Source organism: Polaribacter sp. (genome assembly GCF_965656025.1).
GTDB lineage: Bacteria > Bacteroidota > Bacteroidia > Flavobacteriales > Flavobacteriaceae > Polaribacter.
In genome coordinates this window covers 29,439-48,606 of sequence record NZ_CBFHJT010000007.1, presented here as the reverse complement: position 1 = coordinate 48,606, position 19,168 = coordinate 29,439, and the positions used below count along the sequence as shown (strand labels likewise).

At 29.7% G+C, this 19,168-nt stretch carries 17 protein-coding genes; 10 read left to right on the top strand and 7 right to left on the bottom strand.

Annotation, left to right across the window (positions count from 1 at the left end; genetic code table 11):
* Positions 1-34: 34 nt before the first annotated feature.
* From ACTG3S_RS02430 to smpB, 4 genes are all read right to left on the bottom strand, one after another.
* Positions 35-988, bottom strand: a complete 954-nt coding sequence (locus ACTG3S_RS02430) for a transketolase family protein (protein ID WP_439127785.1) — start codon at positions 986-988, stop codon at positions 35-37.
* 126 nt (positions 989-1,114) lie between these two features.
* Positions 1,115-1,693, bottom strand: a complete 579-nt coding sequence (locus tag ACTG3S_RS02425) for a Maf family nucleotide pyrophosphatase (RefSeq protein WP_439127784.1) — start codon at positions 1,691-1,693, stop codon at positions 1,115-1,117.
* A gap of 99 nt (positions 1,694-1,792) precedes the next feature.
* On the bottom strand, positions 1,793-2,719 hold the full coding sequence (locus ACTG3S_RS02420) for a geranylgeranylglycerol-phosphate geranylgeranyltransferase (protein WP_439127783.1): 927 nt from the start codon (positions 2,717-2,719) through the stop codon (positions 1,793-1,795).
* 10 nt (positions 2,720-2,729) lie between these two features.
* On the bottom strand, positions 2,730-3,191 hold the full coding sequence (gene smpB / locus ACTG3S_RS02415; protein ID WP_298948192.1) for an SsrA-binding protein SmpB: 462 nt from the start codon (positions 3,189-3,191) through the stop codon (positions 2,730-2,732).
* A 100-nt stretch (positions 3,192-3,291) separates the two neighbouring features.
* On the opposite strand from smpB, the gene ACTG3S_RS02410 reads away from it, so the two are divergent.
* Positions 3,292-4,041 carry a DUF6503 family protein gene (locus tag ACTG3S_RS02410; RefSeq protein ID WP_439127782.1) on the top strand — a complete coding sequence of 250 codons (750 nt, stop codon included), beginning with the start codon at positions 3,292-3,294 and terminating at the stop codon, positions 4,039-4,041.
* Between the two features lie 138 nt (positions 4,042-4,179).
* Entirely contained in the window at positions 4,180-5,001 is an 822-nt protein-coding gene (locus ACTG3S_RS02405; protein ID WP_439127781.1) for a class I SAM-dependent methyltransferase, read from the top strand.
* A 33-nt stretch (positions 5,002-5,034) separates the two neighbouring features.
* Here ACTG3S_RS02405 and ACTG3S_RS02400 read toward each other — a convergent pair whose 3' ends face one another.
* Together ACTG3S_RS02400 and clpB are read right to left on the bottom strand one after the other, a co-directional pair.
* Positions 5,035-5,532, bottom strand: coding sequence for a SixA phosphatase family protein (locus ACTG3S_RS02400; RefSeq protein WP_439127780.1), 498 nt, complete (start codon positions 5,530-5,532; stop codon positions 5,035-5,037).
* Between the two features lie 123 nt (positions 5,533-5,655).
* Positions 5,656-8,265, bottom strand: coding sequence for an ATP-dependent chaperone ClpB (clpB, locus tag ACTG3S_RS02395; protein WP_439127779.1), 2,610 nt, complete (start codon positions 8,263-8,265; stop codon positions 5,656-5,658).
* 227 nt (positions 8,266-8,492) lie between these two features.
* Here clpB and ACTG3S_RS02390 point away from each other — a divergent pair, with 227 nt between their 5' ends.
* The 8 genes from ACTG3S_RS02390 to ACTG3S_RS02355 all read left to right on the top strand — a co-directional run bounded on the left by ACTG3S_RS02390 (position 8,493) and on the right by ACTG3S_RS02355 (position 17,789).
* On the top strand, positions 8,493-10,097 hold the full coding sequence (locus ACTG3S_RS02390) for a family 16 glycosylhydrolase (RefSeq protein WP_439127778.1): 1,605 nt from the start codon (positions 8,493-8,495) through the stop codon (positions 10,095-10,097).
* Between the two features lie 49 nt (positions 10,098-10,146).
* Positions 10,147-10,542: a bacillithiol system redox-active protein YtxJ gene (gene ytxJ, locus ACTG3S_RS02385; protein ID WP_439127777.1), complete on the top strand. Its 396-nt coding sequence runs from the start codon at positions 10,147-10,149 to the stop codon at positions 10,540-10,542.
* Positions 10,543-10,602: 60 nt separating this feature from the next.
* Positions 10,603-12,150 carry a DEAD/DEAH box helicase gene (locus ACTG3S_RS02380; protein ID WP_439127776.1) on the top strand — a complete coding sequence of 516 codons (1,548 nt, stop codon included), beginning with the start codon at positions 10,603-10,605 and terminating at the stop codon, positions 12,148-12,150.
* Between the two features lie 360 nt (positions 12,151-12,510).
* On the top strand, positions 12,511-13,902 hold the full coding sequence (locus ACTG3S_RS02375) for an arginine decarboxylase (protein WP_439127775.1): 1,392 nt from the start codon (positions 12,511-12,513) through the stop codon (positions 13,900-13,902).
* A 49-nt stretch (positions 13,903-13,951) separates the two neighbouring features.
* Complete coding sequence (speB, locus tag ACTG3S_RS02370) at positions 13,952-14,896, top strand: agmatinase (protein WP_439127774.1); 945 nt, start codon at positions 13,952-13,954, stop codon at positions 14,894-14,896.
* Positions 14,897-14,905: 9 nt separating this feature from the next.
* Positions 14,906-16,438: a GNAT family N-acetyltransferase gene (locus tag ACTG3S_RS02365; RefSeq protein WP_439127773.1), complete on the top strand. Its 1,533-nt coding sequence runs from the start codon at positions 14,906-14,908 to the stop codon at positions 16,436-16,438.
* Between the two features lie 6 nt (positions 16,439-16,444).
* The gene (locus ACTG3S_RS02360) at positions 16,445-17,413 is read left to right on the top strand and encodes a deoxyhypusine synthase family protein (protein WP_439127772.1); all 969 of its coding nucleotides are present in this window, start codon (positions 16,445-16,447) and stop codon (positions 17,411-17,413) included.
* Between the two features lie 88 nt (positions 17,414-17,501).
* Complete coding sequence (locus tag ACTG3S_RS02355) at positions 17,502-17,789, top strand: hypothetical protein (RefSeq protein ID WP_439127771.1); 288 nt, start codon at positions 17,502-17,504, stop codon at positions 17,787-17,789.
* 95 nt (positions 17,790-17,884) lie between these two features.
* Here ACTG3S_RS02355 and ACTG3S_RS02350 read toward each other — a convergent pair.
* On the bottom strand, positions 17,885-19,168 hold a 1,284-nt coding region (locus ACTG3S_RS02350), incomplete at its 5' end, for an MFS transporter (protein WP_439127770.1).

Below are 19,168 nucleotides of genomic sequence, written 5' to 3'. Positions count from 1 at the left end.
AAATTAATGTTAGGGATTTTAAATATAAACAATTTTATTTTCTTGAAATGACTTTTTTAGCGGCTTTTACAACTGCAGCTGCATCTAAACCATATTTTGCCATTAGTTGCTCTGGTGTTCCAGACTCACCAAAAGTATCGTTAGTACCAACAAATTCTTGTACAGTTGGTGCGTTTAAAGATAGTGTTCTTGCAACACTTTCGCCTAAACCACCAATTACATTATGTTCTTCTGCAGTAACTATGCAACCTGTATTTGCAACAGATTTTAAAATTATTTCTTCGTCTAAAGGCTTTATTGTGTGTATATTGATAACTTCTGCAGAAATTCCTTCTGCTTCTAATTGTTCAGCAGCTTGCAGAGATTCCCACACTAAATGGCCTGTTGCAACAATAGTTACATCTGTACCTTCTGTTAATTGTATTCCTTTACCAATTTCAAATTTTGTATCCGTTGGCATAAATACAGGTACTTTTGGACGACCAAAACGTAAATAAACAGGACCATCAAAATCTGCGATGGCAATAGTAGCAGCTTTGGTTTGGTTATAATCACATGGATTAATTACAGTCATACCGGGTAACATTTTCATCAAACCAATATCTTCTAAAATTTGATGTGTAGCACCATCTTCACCTAGAGTAACACCTGCATGCGATGCACATATTTTTACATTTTTACCAGAATAAGCAACAGATTGTCTTATTTGATCATAAACACGACCTGTAGAAAAATTTGCAAAGGTACCTGTAAAAGGTATTTTACCACCAATGGTTAAACCAGCAGCAATACCAATCATATTTGCTTCTGCAATACCAACTTGGAAAAATCTTTCTGGATTTTCTTCAATAAATTGATTCATTTTTAAAGAACCAATTAAATCTGCACATAAAGCAACTACATTAGGGTTTGTTCTGCCTAACTCTGTTAAACCATCTCCAAAACCAGAACGAGTGTCTTTTTTATCTGTGTATGTGTATTTTTTCATTATAAAATTGTAAGAATTTTGTATTGTATAATTTGGGGTAAAAATAAACTTTTATTTATGATACAGAAGATAAAATACAGAATACAAATTAAGACTTCTTAACATATCGTTAGAAAGTTTTAAAATTTAAAGTTTCATAAAAGCTTCATATAATTTATAAACGGGTAAACCTACAACATTAAAATAACTACCAACGATATTTTTAATGCCGATAAATCCAATCCATTCTTGTATGCCATAAGCACCGGCTTTGTCAAAAGGCTTGTAATTGTTGATGTAATAGTTAATTTCATCATCCGTAAGTTCTTTAAAAGAAACTGTAGTTACATCATTTACAATTTTCTGAATTTTTTTATTTTTTATAGAGATAGAAGTGATTACTTGATGTTTTTTACCAGATAAGTTTCTTAACATTATAAAAGCTTCTTTAGCATCTTTTGGTTTTCCTAAAGCTTGGTTTTCTAACCAAACAATAGTATCTGAAGTAATTAATAAGTCGTTTTCTTTTAAATTGGTAAAAGCTTCTGATTTTAAGTTGGCTAAATAATCTGTAATTTCTACTCCTTTTAATTCTTTTGGGTAAATTTCTTCTACTTCTTTTAATTGTATGGTAAAATCGATATCTAAATCCTTAAAAAATTGTTGTCTTCTAGGAGATTTAGAAGCTAGAATTACATTATAATTTTTAAGTTTTTCTTTTAACATGAATTGTTTTTCTTTTGTCAGGTTACGCGCAGTCGAAACCTATAAGACTTAAATAATATTAATTACCTCTCGACTGCGCTCGAGGAGACAATTTAGCTTTTAATCTATCTTAAATAATAACATCGATAAAACCCCTAAAAACATAATTAATTTCATTAAACTGCTTAAATAGGAAAAATCTTTTTTCTTTTCAGCTTTCCATAGTAAGTAGAGAAAGTAGAGCAGTGGTAATAGGATAAATAGAATTCCGTAACTTAAAAATAAGAGTTCTTGTTTTATAGTCTGTAAAACCATCAATAAAAAAACTAACAAAATACAACCAAAGAAAAAAGCGACGTGAGAAGCTCTTTTTCTGCCAATTAAAATGGGTAATGTTTTGGCTTTTATTTTTAAATCGCCATTAATGTCTTCTATGTCTTTTATGATTTCTCTGATTAATGTGGTTAAAAAAGCGAAAGTTGTATATAAAATGATTTTTATCCATACTTGAAAAAATAAAAGAGAATTTCCTTGTTCTTCTGGAATGGGTTCAATAAAATCTAAAAATTTACAACCATACCAATAAACAATATAAATTGTTAATGATACAAAAATTGATATAAGTAAATTTCCTAAAATTAATTTTTTCTTTAAAAAAAAAGCATAAAAAAGTAAACCTAAAACACATCCCAAAAATAGAAAATTACTTAAGAGTAAGTTTAAGTTTTCAGATAAAAGATAGCTTATAATTAGTCCCCAAAAAGTTAATAAATAATAACTTTTCCATGCTTTTTTTCTAGTAATAGTTTTACCAATAAAAAGTTTGTGTGGTTTGTTGATTATATCAGCCTCAACATCATAAATATCATTAATAATATAACCTCCAGCAGTTATTAATAAAACAGATAAAACAAGAAAAGTAAATTCTAAATTGGATAAATAACTGTTTACAATAAAAGATTCTATCAAAGCATACTTGGTTAAAACCATTGTTAATAAAACCATTAATAGATTTTTGTAACGAATTAGTTTTAAAAAAGCAATCATACAAATACTATTAAGAATTAAAACTCTTTTTAATTCTTGCTAAATCGCGCTTATTATCTCTATCTTTAATTACATTTCGCTTGTCATGTGTTTGTTTACCCTTAGCCAAAGCAATTTCTAATTTTGCAAAACCTCTATCATTTATAAATAATTTTAAAGGCACAATTGTATTACCTTTTGCTTCTACATCTTTTTTTAAGCTACGTAACTCGCGTTTGTTTAGCAACAATCTACGCTCACTTTTTGGGTTGTGGTTAAAGTGATGTCCATATAAATATTCTTGTATATACATATTTACGATAAACAATTCACCTCTATCATTAAACTCGCAAAAACTCTCTGTAATTCTGGCTTTACTTTGTCTTATCGATTTTATTTCGGTTCCAGTTAACTGAATTCCAGCCACATATTTATCTAGAATTTCGTATTCGAAACGCGCTTTTTTGTTCTGTATGTTAATCTTTTTCTGCACTGCTACAACTTCATTATTTATTTTAACAAAGATACATTTTTACATTCGAGAAAGAAATGTAATTTTGAAATTCATTTTCGACCAAAACAAACAAAACTCAATGAAATACTTTTACTTATTTATATTTTTTTTAATAGTAGCTTGCAAACCCACTGAAAAAGAACTTACTGCACAGCAAATTATAGATAAATCGATAGCCTTTTCTGGCGCAGGTAAAGTTGCAAACTCTCAGATTTCCTTTATATTTAGAGACAAAAAATACATTGCTTTAAGAAAAAAAAGCGGAAAATTTCTATTGATTAGAAATCAACAAAAAGAAAATATAGGTGTCATTTCAGACATGGTTTCTAACAACGGATTTCGAAGAGAAATAAATACGCATCAAGTACCTGTAGCAGATTCTATGGCTACCAAATATGCAAATTCGGTAAACTCTGTCCATTATTTTTCTGTATTGCCTTATGGTTTAAATGATAAAGCTGTTAAAAAGAAATTATTGCCACCAGCCACCATTAAAGGTAAAGAATATTACAAAGTAGAAATTACTTTTTCTGAAGATGGAGGAGGAGAAGATTTTGAAGACGTTTTTATCTATTGGATTGGAAAAGATGATTTTTTAATCGATTATTTAGCGTACGCTTATCATACAAATGGAGGAGGAAAGCGCTTTCGGGTTTTAAAAGAACAATGTGTAAAAAACGGCATTCGTTTTGTAGATTATCACAACTACAAACCCTTAAATAACTCCATAAAATTGATAGAAATAGACAAAGCTTTTGAGGAAAATCAACTTAAAAAAGTCTCTGAAATTGTGCTAAAAGATATCGAAGTAAAGCTGTTAGACAATTAATTTTTTTGAAGCTATTCCTGCTTTCCACTATATCTTTTTTCTGAAAAAGAAAAAAGGATGTCGTTTCAATCAGGGCTAAACTTGTTTGTCAACTAAATTGATAAATTAAGTATCTTGTATTTTTAAATTACGTACAAAATGAACAAAAAACAACTCATAAGTAAAGAATTAGAAGCTTTTTACAACCAAGCATCAGAAGAAACGCGTTTAGAGTCTGGTATGGGGGTTTTTGAGTTTGAACGGATAAAATCACTCATAGAAAGACACATTAATAAACCAAATGCAACCGTTATAGATGTTGGTGGTGGCACAGGAAAATATGCAGAGTGGTTAGCTCAAAAAGGGCATACTGTACATTTAATAGAACCTGTAGAAAAACACATAAAACTAGCTCAAAAAAGAGCACAGAAACTTCAAAATAAATTCACTGTAACTAAAGGCGAATCTCAAAATTTAGAAATTGAAAATGAAGTAGCCGATTTGGTTATTTTACACGGGCCCTTATATCATCTTCAGAAAAAAGAAGACCGTTTACAAACAATAAAAGAAGCAAAAAGAGTTTTAAAAAAAGGCGGACTTATTTTAGGTTTTGCTATCAATTCTGCTGCAAGTACAGTGGCCGGTTTAATGCAAGGTTTGGTGCATAAAAAACCATTTTTAGAAATGTGCAAAACCGAGTTAAGTACAGGAATTCACAATCCACCTAAAGAATTTCCATGGTTATTGGCAGATGGTTTTTATCACAAACCCAAGCAATTAAAAAAGGAATTTACATCGCAAAATTTAGAAATTATCAATCTTTTTGCAGTAGAAGGGATGATATGGTTAGACAACGAATATTTTGCCAACATGCTAAACCCCAAAAAGAAAGAAACTTTATTAGAAATTATAAAAATAACAGAATTAGACGAATCTGTTTTGGCTTTTAGCCCACATATGATGTTGGTTGCTAGAAAATAGCTGTTTTCCTGCAAGGTTTCAGATATATAAAAACTAATCTACTTTCTTAATTTTACTCGTTTTTTTATCTCCAGAAATCGTTACCACATAGAGGCTAGCATTGTCATTATCATCCATGTTTTTATACTTTTTTTCTCCTAAAATTTTATTTGCAAAAACAGGTGTAGTATTGCTATGGCCAACTACTAAAACAGTTTTTCCTGTTGTGTTTGCTTTAAATATAGAGTCGTACATTTTCCTAGGATTGTAACTTAAAACCTCTAATCTCTTACTTTCTGCTGTTGGTTTTGCGGTTTGTTGTGTTCTATTATAGTTGGTCGAATAAACTGCATCTAAATCGATATTTTTAAAATAAGTTGCCCATTTTTTGGCTCTTTTTAAACCTTTTTCATTCAAGTTAGGGTTTCTATTCGTTTTGTCGGTTCTGTCTTTTTCTGCATGACGAATTAAATAATAAGTGGTAGTTTCCTCTGAAGAGCAAGCAGTTAACATTGAAAACATAAAAACAGATACGAATAGAAATTTTTTCATCATAAGGATATTTTAGATTCAAATATAGGTAAACGAAACTTTATTTTAGTGGTTATAAAAAAAATAAAAAGACCTCACAGTTTCTAAAATCCTATGAGGTCTAAAAAATACTTGTCCAATAAATTATATTTCTTCCACCAAATCAGATTGATTTCTAAAAACGAGTTTATCGTCAAAAGCGTCTAATAAAATAATACTATCTGTGGTAATTTTACCTGCTAAAATTTCTTTAGACAATTGGTTTAAAACCTCTTTTTGAATGACTCTTTTTACTGGTCTTGCACCAAATTCTGGTTGATAGCCTTTTTTAGCTAAATATTTGATGGCATCATCAGTGGCATCTAATGTAATTTCTTGTTTACCAATCATTTTCTTTAATTGCTCAATTTGTAGTTTTACAATCTCAAAAATATCGTTTTGATTCAATGGTGTAAACATAATTACATCATCAATTCTATTTAAAAACTCAGGTCTTACCGATTGTTTTAACAATCCTAAAACTTCAATTTTTGCAACTTCTGTAACGGCTTCAATATCTGCTTTTGGGTCGCTAAATTTCTCTTGAATTATATGACTTCCCATATTAGAAGTCATGATAATAATTGTATTTTTAAAATCTGCAATTCTACCTTTATTATCTGTTAATCGACCTTCATCCAAAACTTGTAATAAAATATTAAATGTATCTGAATGTGCTTTTTCAATTTCATCTAACAACACCACAGAATAAGGTCTTCTTCTAACAGCTTCTGTTAATTGACCACCTTCATCATACCCAACATAACCTGGAGGTGCACCAACCAATCTACTAACAGCGTGTTTTTCTTGATATTCGCTCATATCAATACGAGTCATGGCATTTTCATCATCAAATAAATACTCAGCTAAAGCTTTTGCTAGCTCAGTTTTACCAACACCTGTTGTACCCAAAAACAAGAAACTACCAATTGGCTTGTTTGGGTTTTGTAAACCAGCTCTAGAACGTCTAACAGCGTCAGAAACAGCTACAATCGCTTCTTCTTGTCCAACCACTCTTTTGTGCAATTGTTTTTCTAAAATCAACAATTTATCTCGTTCAGATTGTATCATTTTAGTTACAGGAATTCCTGTCCATTTGGCAACAACTTCTGCAATATCCTCTAAATTTACTTCCTCTTTAATTAAAGATTTTTCATTTTGATTTTCATTTAAAATTTGCTGATACTCCTCTAATTTTTCTTGTGCTTGTTTTATTTTTCCATATCTAATTTCAGCAACTTTTCCATAATCTCCTTCACGTTCCGCTTTTTCTGCTTCAATTTTAAAGTTTTCGATATCAGATTTTGTATTCTGTATATTATCTACAACTTCTTTTTCAGACTTCCATTTCGCATTAATTTCATTGCGTTCTTCTTTAATATTTGCCAATTCAGAACGTAAACCTTTAAGTTTCGTTTCATCTTTTTCACGTTTAATGGCTTCAATTTCAATCTCTAATTGCATTATTTTACGATCTAAAACATCTAATTCTTCTGGTTTAGAATTGATTTCCATACGTAATTTAGACGCAGCTTCGTCCATTAAATCAATGGCTTTATCTGGTAAAAAACGATTGGTAATATAACGTTGAGATAATTCTACAGCACCAATAATTGCTTCATCTTTAATACGAACTTTATGATGTGTTTCGTATTTTTCTTTAATTCCTCTTAAAATAGAAATGGCACTTTCTGTATCAGGTTCATTTACCTGTACTTTTTGAAAACGACGTTCTAAAGCTTTGTCTTTTTCAAAATATTTTTGATATTCATCCAACGTAGTGGCACCAATAGCACGCAATTCTCCACGAGCCAAAGCAGGTTTTAAAATATTGGCAGCATCCATTGCACCTTGACCTCCTCCAGCACCAACTAAAGTGTGAATTTCATCAATAAAAAGTACAATATCTCCTTCTGCATTTGTTACTTCTTTAATGACTGCTTTTAAACGTTCTTCGAACTCGCCTTTGTATTTTGCACCTGCAATTAAAGCACCCATGTCTAAAGAAAATATGAGTTTATCTTTTAGGTTTTCTGGTACATCTCCATCTACAATTCTGTGTGCTAAACCTTCTGCAATAGCAGTTTTACCAGTACCTGGTTCACCTACTAAAATGGGGTTATTCTTGGTTCTACGTGATAAAATTTGTAACAATCTACGTATTTCTTCATCTCTACCAATAACAGGGTCTAACTTTCCATTTTTGGCTAATTCATTTAAGTTTTTAGCATATTTATTTAAAGAATTATAAGTTTCTTCTTGAGATTGAGAAGTTACTCTTTCTCCTTTTCTTAATTCTTCAATAGCTGCTTTTAAATGTTTTTCTGTAACTCCTTGGTCTTTTAAAACTTGGGCAATATTGCTTTTCGATTTAAAAATAGCTAAAATTAAATGTTCTATAGAAACATAATCATCTTGCATGCTTTTTGCAATTATAGAGGCTTCGTTTAGTGTTTTACTTGCTTCTCTAGAAATCATGATTTCTCCACCAGAAACTTTTGGTAAACTTTCTAATTGTTTTTCTAAAATTTGATTTATTACGGCAATATTGATATTTAATTTCTTTAATAAAAAAGGCAATACATTTTCATCTACTTGTGTTAATGCTTTAAAAATGTGTTCATTTTCTATTTGCTGATGTCCATAACCTTGCGCTAATTGTTGCGCCATTTGTATGGTTTCTTGTGATTTTGTTGTATAATTATTAAAATTCATTTTCTAATTCTTTTATTTGATTTTTAATCCGCAATTTTAGTACCAGTTCAAAACCCATTAAAAATTTCAGACAAAATGTCTTGAACACCTTATAGATACTGACTTTTTGGCAATTTTAAGCTGAATTTAGCAATAATAATTAAAATGTAGTGGAGTTGTAGTGGTTTATTATTTTTAAAAAGTAGGTTTCATTTCTAAATTTGCTTAAAATCAATAAAAATAAATTTATGCATAATTCTATAAAACTATTTATCTTTTTTCTTTTCATTTCTTCTTTTAATTATTCTCAATCCATTCAAGACGATTTTGAAGGTAATGGAACAATTTCTAGTTGGGTAGAAGATAATTGTGCCGTAAATGTTTCTTTTGAAAATCCAACTAAAACTGGAATTAACACCTCAAATACTGTTTTACGCTATCATGATACTGGTGGGCAATACGCAAATGTTAGATTTGATAATGCAAGTAGTTTTAAGCTTACAAATGATTATGTTTTCAAGCTAAAAATTTATATTCCTTCAAGCGGAATAACTGGAAATGAAAATAATCAAATTTCTTTAAAACTACAAAATGGTAATATAAGTGCGCCTTGGTCTACTCAAAGTGAAATTATAAAACCCTTAACATTAAACACTTGGCAAGAAATTACCTTCGATTTTAAAAATGATAATTATATCAATTTAAATGGAGATACAACAGCACCAACCCAAAGAACAGATTTTAATAGAGTTTTAATTCAAATTAATGGAGAAAATAATACAAGTCATGTTTTAGCTTTTATAGATGATTTCTTTTATGAAGTTACAGATACAAATGAACCAAATACAGATCCTGTTTATGATCAATTAGTTTGGTCTGATGAGTTTGATAGTTCTGGAGCAATAGACAACTCTAAATGGTTTCATCAAACAAAATTAATAGCAGGAAATAGTTGGGCAAATAATGAACAACAACATTACACAAATCGTATAGAAAATTCTTTTGTAGAAAATGGTAATTTAAAAATTAAAGCAATTAGAGAATCTTTTACAGACCAAGGACATCAAAAACAGTTTACTTCTGCAAGACTAAACTCTAAATTTTCTTTTAAATATGGCAGAGTAGAAGTACGTGCAAAATTACCTTCTGTAGCAGGCACATGGCCAGCAATTTGGTTACTTGGTAAAAATATTAATGAAGATGGTGGTTATTTTGATAACCAAGGTTTTGGAACAACAAGTTGGCCTTTATGTGGGGAAATTGATATTATGGAACCCAACATCGCTAAAACAGAAATATTAGCCACATGGCATTGGGACAATGGAGATGGCTATAAATATAATAGTAAAGGAATTGCAACAAATAATAATGATACCTCAAACAATTATCATATTTATGCTTTAGAATGGGATGCAAATACTATGAAAATTTATATGGATGATATCTTAATCAATCAAATGGAAAGTGTAAACCCTTTCAATCAAGAGTTTTATATATTATTAAATGTTGCAATGGGGGGGAGTTTAGGAGGAGCTATAGATAATAGTTTTACAAGTGATACTATGGAAATTGATTATATTAGAGTGTATCAAGAAAGTCAATTATCTTTAGAAAATATAACTAAAAAAGTAGAAGCATTCGTGTATCCAAATCCTGTTAAGGATATTTTAAATTTAAAATTATCTAATAATAGCGCAATAAAAAATATTCAATTATTTGATTTTTCTGGCAAATTAGTTTTAAATACTTCACAAAATAAAATCTCTGTAAAAAATTTAAAAACTGGTATTTATTTGCTAAAAATAATTACTGACGAAGGAAATATTATTTATAAAAAAATAATGAAACAGTAATTTTAACACTAAATTGTTTTACTAAATTTACAGTTGCAAAATAATATATATGGGGATTTTTGATAATATTTTAGGAAGTAACAAGAATAAAAAAGAAAACACACCTTCTTATTTAAACTGGATTCCCTTAACAACTTTAGAGCAGTTAGAAGAAATAAAAGAGCAATCTAAAACAGAAAGTATATTTATTTTTAAGCATTCTACAAGATGTGGCATTAGTAGTATGGTTATTAAACAGTTTGAAAAACTTTTTACAGAAGAGCATCAAAATTTAAAAGTCTATTATTTAGATTTATTGAGTTATAGAAATATTTCAGATGAAGTAGGGTATAGCTTTCAAGTGACGCACCAATCACCTCAATTAATAGTGATAAAAAATGGTACTGCTGTTCACAATGCATCTCATTATGACATTACTCAAACCGATTTATCGAGATTTATCTAGTTAAAATTTGGGATAAACCTATTTTAAGTCTTATTTTTGTTTCTTAAAATTTTTAAACTTTTGGCAGAAACAAACACTTCTCAAGCAACAACAGGTAAAGAATTATATGGGTATCAAAAAGATGCGCTTCAAGAAATATTTAAACGTTTTGAAACAGCACCTAAAGATTATCATTTATTATATCAGCTACCAACTGGTGGTGGTAAAACAGTAATTTTTTCTGAAATTGTAAGGCGTTACTTAGAAACGTTTCAAAAAAAAGTATTGGTTTTAACTCATAGAATTGAGTTAAGCAAACAAACTTCTAAAATGTTAGATGAATTTGGGGTAACCAATAAAATTATCAATTCTACAGCAAAATTAGACGATCAGGATGATTTTAATTGCTTTGTAGCAATGGTAGAAACCTTAAAAAACAGATTGAATGACGAAAAGTTAGACATATCTGATATAGGCTTGGTTATTGTAGATGAGGCGCATTACAATTCTTTTACAAAAATCTTCAAATTTTTTGATGAGTCTTTTATCTTAGGTGTTACTGCAACGCCTTTAAGTTCTAATATTAAATTACCAATGTATGAGAACTATCAAGAGTTATTTGTTGGTGAATCTATACAGCATTTAATAGAAAATGGGTATTTAGCACAAGCAAACATGTACTCTTATAATGTAGGTTTAACTTCTTTAGAAGTAGGTGCTAATGGAGATTATACTGTAAAATCTTCTGAAGATTTGTATATGAATACAGACATGCTTACCAAGTTGGTAAGTGCATACGAAGAAACTGCAAAAGGTAAAAAAACACTAATATTTAATAATGGTATTAACACCTCTATTCAGGTTTTTCACGCATTTAAAAAGGCTGGTTATCCAATAGCGCATTTAGACAATACCAATACCAAAAAAGAACGTGAATTAATTTTACGTTGGTTTCATAAAACACCCAACGCAATTATAACTTCTGTAAGTATTTTAACCACAGGTTTTGATGAGCCAAGTATAGAAGCAATTATCTTAAACAGAGCAACAAAATCGTTGACTTTATATTATCAAATGATTGGTCGTGGTTCTCGTATTTTTGGTGATAAAGATACTTTTGATGTTGTAGATTTAGGAAACAACTTTCATAGATTTGGTCCTTGGGGAGCAGATTTAGATTGGCAAAAAATGTTTAGAGCTCCAGATTATTACTTAGATGCTATACTTTCTGATGAAGAAATAGAAAGTACATTTAGGTATGAATTGCCAGCAGATGTTAAAAAAGAGTTCGCAAAGTCTACAGATACTTATTTCGATATGAAAAAAGTATATATTGATACTATTAAAGCAGGTGAGTCTTCTAAAAGAGTTTTAGAAAAATCGATTGTACACCATGCAAAAATGTGTATTGAAAACAGCGAAGATGTTTTTGATGCACTTATTTTAGCAAAAATGTTAGGTGAAGAAATTGACGATAGAATAAATAGATATGCCAAATGTATTTCTAAAAGTACTCACAATTTTGTTACCTGGTTAAAAGACGATTACAGGAAGAAATTAAACGCATATTTACGTTCTAATTTCGATGAAGACTTCGAAAAAATACATGGATATCCTCCAGAAGAGTAGATTTTAAAGGAAATATTAAAAGTGAAAATTTTTTTCACTTTTTTTTTGTTTTTGTATTTCGTATTAAAAAATCGTTTACATTTGACGCACTTATTTTAAGTAAAATGTTACGTTTTTCTTATTTCGGTAGTAACACACTTTGGGAGAAAGTTGGTTATAAGGCATTTTGGAAATGCGACGAAAAAATTAAGGTTTCTCCTTTTTCCTTTCTTCAAGAGTTGCAGCTTATTTCTAAGTTGCATGTAGTTTACTTGCAAATATTACAGTGAGATTAATCATTTAAAAATGATTATAAAACATTACTAAAATACTTATATGTTTTAGTAAAATACTCAGTACTGTAATATTTAAAAAACAAAAGTGAATACAAAATACATAGATCTAATTGAGCAAACATTCGATTTTCCTCAAGAAGAATTTAAAACAGAAAACAATAAACTTTTCTGGCATGGTATTAATTTAATGGAATTAACCGCCAAATATGGTGCGCCATTAAAGTTTACCTACTTACCAAAAATTTCAGAAAACATAAACAGAGCCAAAGGTTGGTTTCAAAATAGTATAGAAAAACACAGCTATAAAGGAAATTACTTTTATAGCTATTGCACAAAAAGCTCGCACTTTAAACATGTTTTAAACGAAGCTTTAAAAAACGATATTCATATAGAAACATCTTCTGCTTTCGATATAGATATTGTGAATAATTTAAAAAAAGAAGGTAAAATAAAAGACAACACCTTTGTAATTTGCAATGGCTTTAAAAGAGATCAATACATAAAAAATATTGGTGGTTTAATTAATGGTGGTCACAAAAACTGCATTCCTATCATAGATAATTATGAAGAGTTACCTCTTTTACAAAAAGAAACCAAAAAACCTTTTAAAGTAGGTATTAGAATTGCTTCTGAAGAAGAACCTAAGTTTGAGTTTTATACCTCTAGATTGGGTATTGGTTATAAAAACATCGTTTCTTTTTATGAGCGTGAAATTGCAAAAAACACACAAGTAGATTTAAAAATGTTGCATTTTTTCATCAATACAGGTATTAGAGACAATGCCTATTATTGGAACGAATTAATGAAGTGTTTAAACGTGTACATTAACCTAAAAAAGGTTTGCCCAACTTTGGATAGTTTAAATATTGGAGGTGGTTTTCCTATAAAAAACTCTTTGGCTTTTGAGTATGATTATGCGTATATGATAGATGAAATTATCAATCAAATACAGCAAGCTTGTAATGAAGCAGGAGTAGATGTACCTCATGTTTTTACCGAGTTTGGTAGTTTTACTGTGGGCGAATCTGGAGCAGCAATTTACGAGGTTTTGTATCAGAAAAAACAAAATGATAGAGAACGTTGGAACATGATTAACTCATCATTTATAACCACGTTACCAGATTCTTGGGCCATTAATAAGCGCTTTATAATGTTACCCATAAACAAATGGAACTATAAATACGAACGTGTTTTATTAGGTGGTTTAACTTGCGATAGTGATGATTATTACAATTCAGAGCAACACATAAATGGAATTTATTTACCTGTTTACGAGAAAGATAAACCTTTATATATCGGGTTTTTCAATACAGGTGCATATCAAGAATCTATAGGTGGTTTTGGTGGTTTGCAGCACTGTTTAATTCCACACCCAAAACATCTTTTAATAGATAGAGATGAAAATGGGGAGTTAACGATAGAAATATTTAAAGAACAACAAAAAAGTAGCGAATTACTTTCAATTTTAGGCTACTAAAAAAACATTATTTAGTTGATAATAAAAACTAAAAACAATATAAAATAAAATGAAAATAAGTAAAACTTATGCAGGAATTCCAGAAGAATACGGAAAACTAGCATCATCAAAAATTGTATTAATCCCTGTACCTTATGATGGTACAAGCACTTGGCAAAAAGGAGCAGACAAAGGGCCACAGGCTTTTTTAGATGCATCAGAAAATATGGAATTGTATGATATAGAAACCGATTCTGAAGTTTACAAAGAAGGCGTTTTTTTAGCAGACCCAATTACAGAAAATGCTTCTCCTGAAGCAATGGTAGAAGCTGTACATCAAACGACAAAGAAGTTTATTAACAGAAACAAATTTGTTACACTTTTTGGAGGAGAACATTCGATTTCTATTGGTACAATTAGAGCTTTTAATGAATGTTTTAACAACTTAACAGTATTGCATATAGATGCACATGCAGATTTAAGAAAAGAGTACGAAGGCACTAAATACAACCACGCTTGTGCAGTTTACGAAGCTAATTCTAACACGAATTTAGTGCAAGTTGGTATTAGAAGTATGGATATTTCAGAAAAAAGAGAAATGAATCCAGAAAAAGTATTTTTTGCACATGACATGGCTGTAAACCAAGATTGGATGGAAGATGTAATAGATCAATTAACAAGCAATGTTTTTATTACGTTTGATTTAGATGCTTTAGATCCATCAATTTTACCTAGTACTGGCACACCAGAACCAGGTGGTTTATTCTATTACGAGACTTTAGAGTTTTTAAAACAGGTTTTCGAACAAAAAAATGTGGTTGGTTTTGATATGGTAGAATTATGTCCAAACGAAAAAGAAAAGTCGTCAGACTTTTTAGCAGCTAAATTGTATTATAAAATGTTAAGTTACAAATTTGCTTCTAATGATGATACGTATGATATTGGTAATGAGAGTTCTGAAAACAGCCCATTTAGCAAATTGTCTAAATTTAAAAATGATGATGACGATTATTAGTCAAAAATAATGATTCAGAATATAGAAAATATAGAACTCCATTATTTAACTTTAAACGATTATAAGCAGTTAAAAGAAGCTATGATTCAGGCATACAAAAATATGCCTGAATCTTACTGGAAAGAAAATCAAATTAAAGCGTTAATTGATAAATTTACTGAAGGACAAGTAGTTATAAAGATAAATGGAGATTTAGCAGGTTGTGCATTATCTATAAAATTAAATTATGATAGTTTAGACGATCAGCATACTTATGAAGATATTACAGGAAATTACACCTTTGATACACATAAAAAAGAAGGTGATGTTTTATATGGTATAGACGTTTTTATAAAGCAAGAATACAGAGGTTTACGTTTGGGGAGAAGATTATATGATTATAGAAAAGAATTGTGTGAAAAACTAAATTTAAGAGGGATTGTATTTGGTGGTAGAATTCCTAATTACCATAAATATGCTAAAGATTTATCACCCAAAGAATATTTAGAAAAGGTAAAACGTAAAGAAATATATGATCCTGTGCTAAATTTTCAAATCTCTAATGATTTTCATCCCTCTAAAATATTAAAAGGATATTTAGAAGGTGATGCCAGTTCTGGCGAGTTTGCAGTATTGTTAGAATGGGATAATATTTACTATGAAAAAAAATCTAAAAAAGCAGCTACCAATAAAAAAGTAGTGCGTTTAGGTTTAATTCAATGGCAAATGCGCTTGTATAAAGATTTGGAAGAATTAATGCAACAGGCAGAATATTTTGTAGATGCAGTTTCTGCTTATAGATCAGATTTTGCACTCTTTCCAGAGTTCTTTAACGCGCCATTAATGGCCGATAATAATCATTTACCAGAATCTGAAGCCATACGTGAACTGGCAAAATATACACCAATCATCGTTCAGAAATTTTCTGAACTGGCAATTACATACAACATCAATATAATTAGTGGTAGTATGCCAGAAATAAAAGAAGGTTTGTTGTATAATGTGGGTTATATCTGTAAAAGAGATGGTACTACAGATCGTTATGAGAAATTACATGTAACCCCAGACGAAGCAAAAGTTTGGGGAATGCAAGGTGGTAATGAGTTAAAAACTTTTGACACTGATTGTGGCAAAATTGGTGTATTAATTTGTTACGATTCAGAGTTTCCAGAACTAAGTAGAATTTTGGCAGAAGAAGGTATGGATATTTTATTCATTCCCTTTTTAACAGACACACAAAATGGCTACTCTAGAGTAAGACATTGCGCACAAGCAAGAGCTATAGAAAACGAGTGTTATGTAGTCATAGCTGGTAGTGTTGGTAACTTGCCAAAAGTAAATAATATGGATATTCAGTACGCACAATCGATGGTATTTACACCTTGTGATTTTTCCTTTCCAGCCAACGGAATTAAAGCAGAAGCAACCACAAATACAGAAATGATTTTAATTGCAGATGTAGATTTACACTTGTTAAAAGATTTGAATCAGTTTGGCAGCGTACGTAATTTAAAAGATAGAAGAACAGATATTTTTGAAGTTAAAAAAATATCAAAAACATAATTTAAAATGAAAAAACCGATTACAGAATTTATAGAAAAATATTTTTTACACTTTAATGCCGCTGCTTTGGTAGATGCAGCTAAAGGGTATGAAGAGCAACTAAATAAAGGCAACAAAATGCTTGTATCTTTAGCAGGAGCTATGAGTACAGCAGAATTAGGTAAAATTTTTGCAGAAATGATTCGTAAAGACAAAGTGCAAATTATTTCTTGTACTGGTGCCAATTTAGAAGAAGATATCATGAATTTGGTAGCACATTCGCATTATAAAAGAGTTCCAAATTATAGAGATTTAACGCCACAAGATGAATGGGATTTGTTAGAAAAAGGTCTCAATAGAGTCACAGATACTTGCATTCCAGAAGAGGAGGCATTCCGAAGAATTCAAGAGCATATTGTAAAAATCTGGAAAGATGCAGAAGCAAATGGAGAACGTTATTTACCACATGAATATATGTATAAGTTGTTACTTTCTGGTGTTTTAGAGCAGTATTATGAGATTGATATTAAAAACTCTTGGATGTATGCAGCTGCAGAAAAAAACTTGCCTATTGTTTGTCCTGGTTGGGAAGATTCTACCATGGGTAACATTTTTGCTTCTTATGTTTTAAAAGGAGAATTAAAAGCCTCTACCATGAAATCTGGAATTGAATACATGACATTTTTGGCAGACTGGTATACGGATAACTCATCAAACGGAATAGGATTCTTTCAAATAGGAGGTGGTATTGCAGGAGATTTTCCTATTTGTGTGGTACCAATGTTATATCAAGATATGGAAAGAACAGACACTCCATTTTGGAGTTATTTCTGTCAGATATCAGATTCTACAACTAGTTATGGTTCCTATTCTGGGGCAGTACCTAATGAAAAAATAACTTGGGGTAAATTAGATATTGATACTCCAAAATTTATTATAGAAAGTGATGCAACTATTGTTGCTCCATTAATTTTTGCTTATCTTTTAAAAATGTAAATCAATTTTGCCATTGTTAATGTTATTTCGAAATAAGTCTTTTTAGGCACTAGAGAAATCTAATAATGACTGAATAAATTAAAAAATAATGAAAAGAGTAATTGTAGAATACGCAAAACTAACCAAGGATATTTTAGATATGTTGATAGATAAATATCCAGATGGTTATGATTATAGTGATATTATTTCATTTAAAAACGCAAAAGGGCAAACTATAAAAGCTGTAGAAGTAAAAACAGAAGACACAGTTTATTTAGTAAAAATAAGTGAGCGTTTAGAAAATGCGATGGAAGAATACGCAGAAGATGAAGAATTTTTTGAGGATAATGATGATTTTGATGTAAATGATATTGATGAAGAGGATCAGGTATTATAATAAAAAATAAGTTTTAATATATAAGATTGAGCTTGTTTACAAAGCAACTAATTTTTAGTTGTAAAAATACTTCAACAAGCTCAATTTGATATAAATTACTTCTTAAATACTTTAAATTCTTTAGTTTGTTTGTATTTTAGAGATAGTAAGCCTACAAAAGGGCCAATAGACAATAGTAGAAATACAAAAGTAGAGTTGGTGTTATAAAAAAGCTTGCTTATTAATTGTATACTTATAATTGTAATTGTAAAACCAATACAGTTCACAATAGTTAAAGCAGTTCCTTTTTCTTCCTTTAACACGTTTTTTGCAACTAGAGTAGAAAAAAGTGGCGAATCTGCAATAACAACCATTCCCCAAAATAGCAAAAAAGCTATAAACAACGTAGCATTATCAATCATAAAAACAAAAGGAAGTAATAAGCAACAAATGCAAGATAATAATAACGAATTGAATGCTATTTTTTTTACGCCAAACTTTTCAGCTAAAAATCCACCTAAAATACAGCCAATACTGCCAATCCCTATAATTAAAAAAGAAAATAATGAAATATTAAAACTAGTGTTTTCATATAAATTACTATATATTTTTAAAATTACAGGTACAAATGTCCAAAACGCATAAAGTTCCCACATATGTCCAAAATAACCAAATGCGGCTTTTTTAAATGGTTTATTTTTAAAAACCTTAAAAAAAGCAGACAAATCTAACCCTAAACTCTTTTTTCTATAGGGACCATTTTTAATGGTGAAAACTAGTAATAATCCACCCAAAAAAGCAAGTAAAGATATAGCTACAATTACATTTTGCCATGAAAAATTAGACAAACTATTTTTTAATAAATGAGGTAATGCAGTACCTAAAACCAAAGCACCAACTAAAAAACTTAAAGATTTACCCAAACCTTTTTCATAATAATCGGTTGCTATTTTCATCCCAATAGGGTAAATACCTGCTAAAAAAAATCCTGTTAAAAATCGAAAATATAACAACATTGTTAAATTGTTATTTTCTAAAATTAAAAGACTATTACATAATCCTCCTAAAACAGCACAAACAAAAAATACTTTAGAGGGCGAAAAACGATCTGCTATGGTAAAAATAGCAAATAAGAGAGTACCAGAAATAAAACCAAACTGTACAGCAGATGTTAAATTTTCTAAAGCATTTTCACTCAAATTAAAACTTAAAATCAAATCGTTTAAAACAGCATTTCCTGCAAACCATAAAGAAGTGCAACAAAATTGAGCAATTACTATAACTGGTAATATATACTTTGGTATTTTCATAAGACAAACGAAAGTACAAAAAGCAACTAATAATAATTTAAAAACATCAGAAGTTTCTCTATCTTTGAGTTGATGAAAAAAGTCAAAATC

Bases quoted from the DNA above. Each gene is read 5' to 3' on its own strand.
- ACTG3S_RS02430 (WP_439127785.1), bottom strand. From the start codon at position 988: ATGAAAAAATACACATACACAGATAAAAAAGACACTCGTTCTGGTTTT.
- ACTG3S_RS02425 (WP_439127784.1), bottom strand. From the start codon at position 1,693: ATGTTAAAAGAAAAACTTAAAAATTATAATGTAATTCTAGCTTCTAAA.
- ACTG3S_RS02420 (WP_439127783.1), bottom strand. From the start codon at position 2,719: ATGATTGCTTTTTTAAAACTAATTCGTTACAAAAATCTATTAATGGTT.
- ACTG3S_RS02410 (WP_439127782.1), top strand. From the start codon at position 3,292: ATGAAATACTTTTACTTATTTATATTTTTTTTAATAGTAGCTTGCAAA.
- ACTG3S_RS02405 (WP_439127781.1), top strand. From the start codon at position 4,180: ATGAACAAAAAACAACTCATAAGTAAAGAATTAGAAGCTTTTTACAAC.
- ACTG3S_RS02400 (WP_439127780.1), bottom strand. From the start codon at position 5,532: ATGAAAAAATTTCTATTCGTATCTGTTTTTATGTTTTCAATGTTAACT.
- clpB (WP_439127779.1), bottom strand. From the start codon at position 8,265: ATGAATTTTAATAATTATACAACAAAATCACAAGAAACCATACAAATG.
- ACTG3S_RS02390 (WP_439127778.1), top strand. From the start codon at position 8,493: ATGCATAATTCTATAAAACTATTTATCTTTTTTCTTTTCATTTCTTCT.
- ytxJ (WP_439127777.1), top strand. From the start codon at position 10,147: ATGGGGATTTTTGATAATATTTTAGGAAGTAACAAGAATAAAAAAGAA.
- speB (WP_439127774.1), top strand. From the start codon at position 13,952: ATGAAAATAAGTAAAACTTATGCAGGAATTCCAGAAGAATACGGAAAA.
- ACTG3S_RS02365 (WP_439127773.1), top strand. From the start codon at position 14,906: ATGATTCAGAATATAGAAAATATAGAACTCCATTATTTAACTTTAAAC.
- ACTG3S_RS02360 (WP_439127772.1), top strand. From the start codon at position 16,445: ATGAAAAAACCGATTACAGAATTTATAGAAAAATATTTTTTACACTTT.
- ACTG3S_RS02355 (WP_439127771.1), top strand. From the start codon at position 17,502: ATGAAAAGAGTAATTGTAGAATACGCAAAACTAACCAAGGATATTTTA.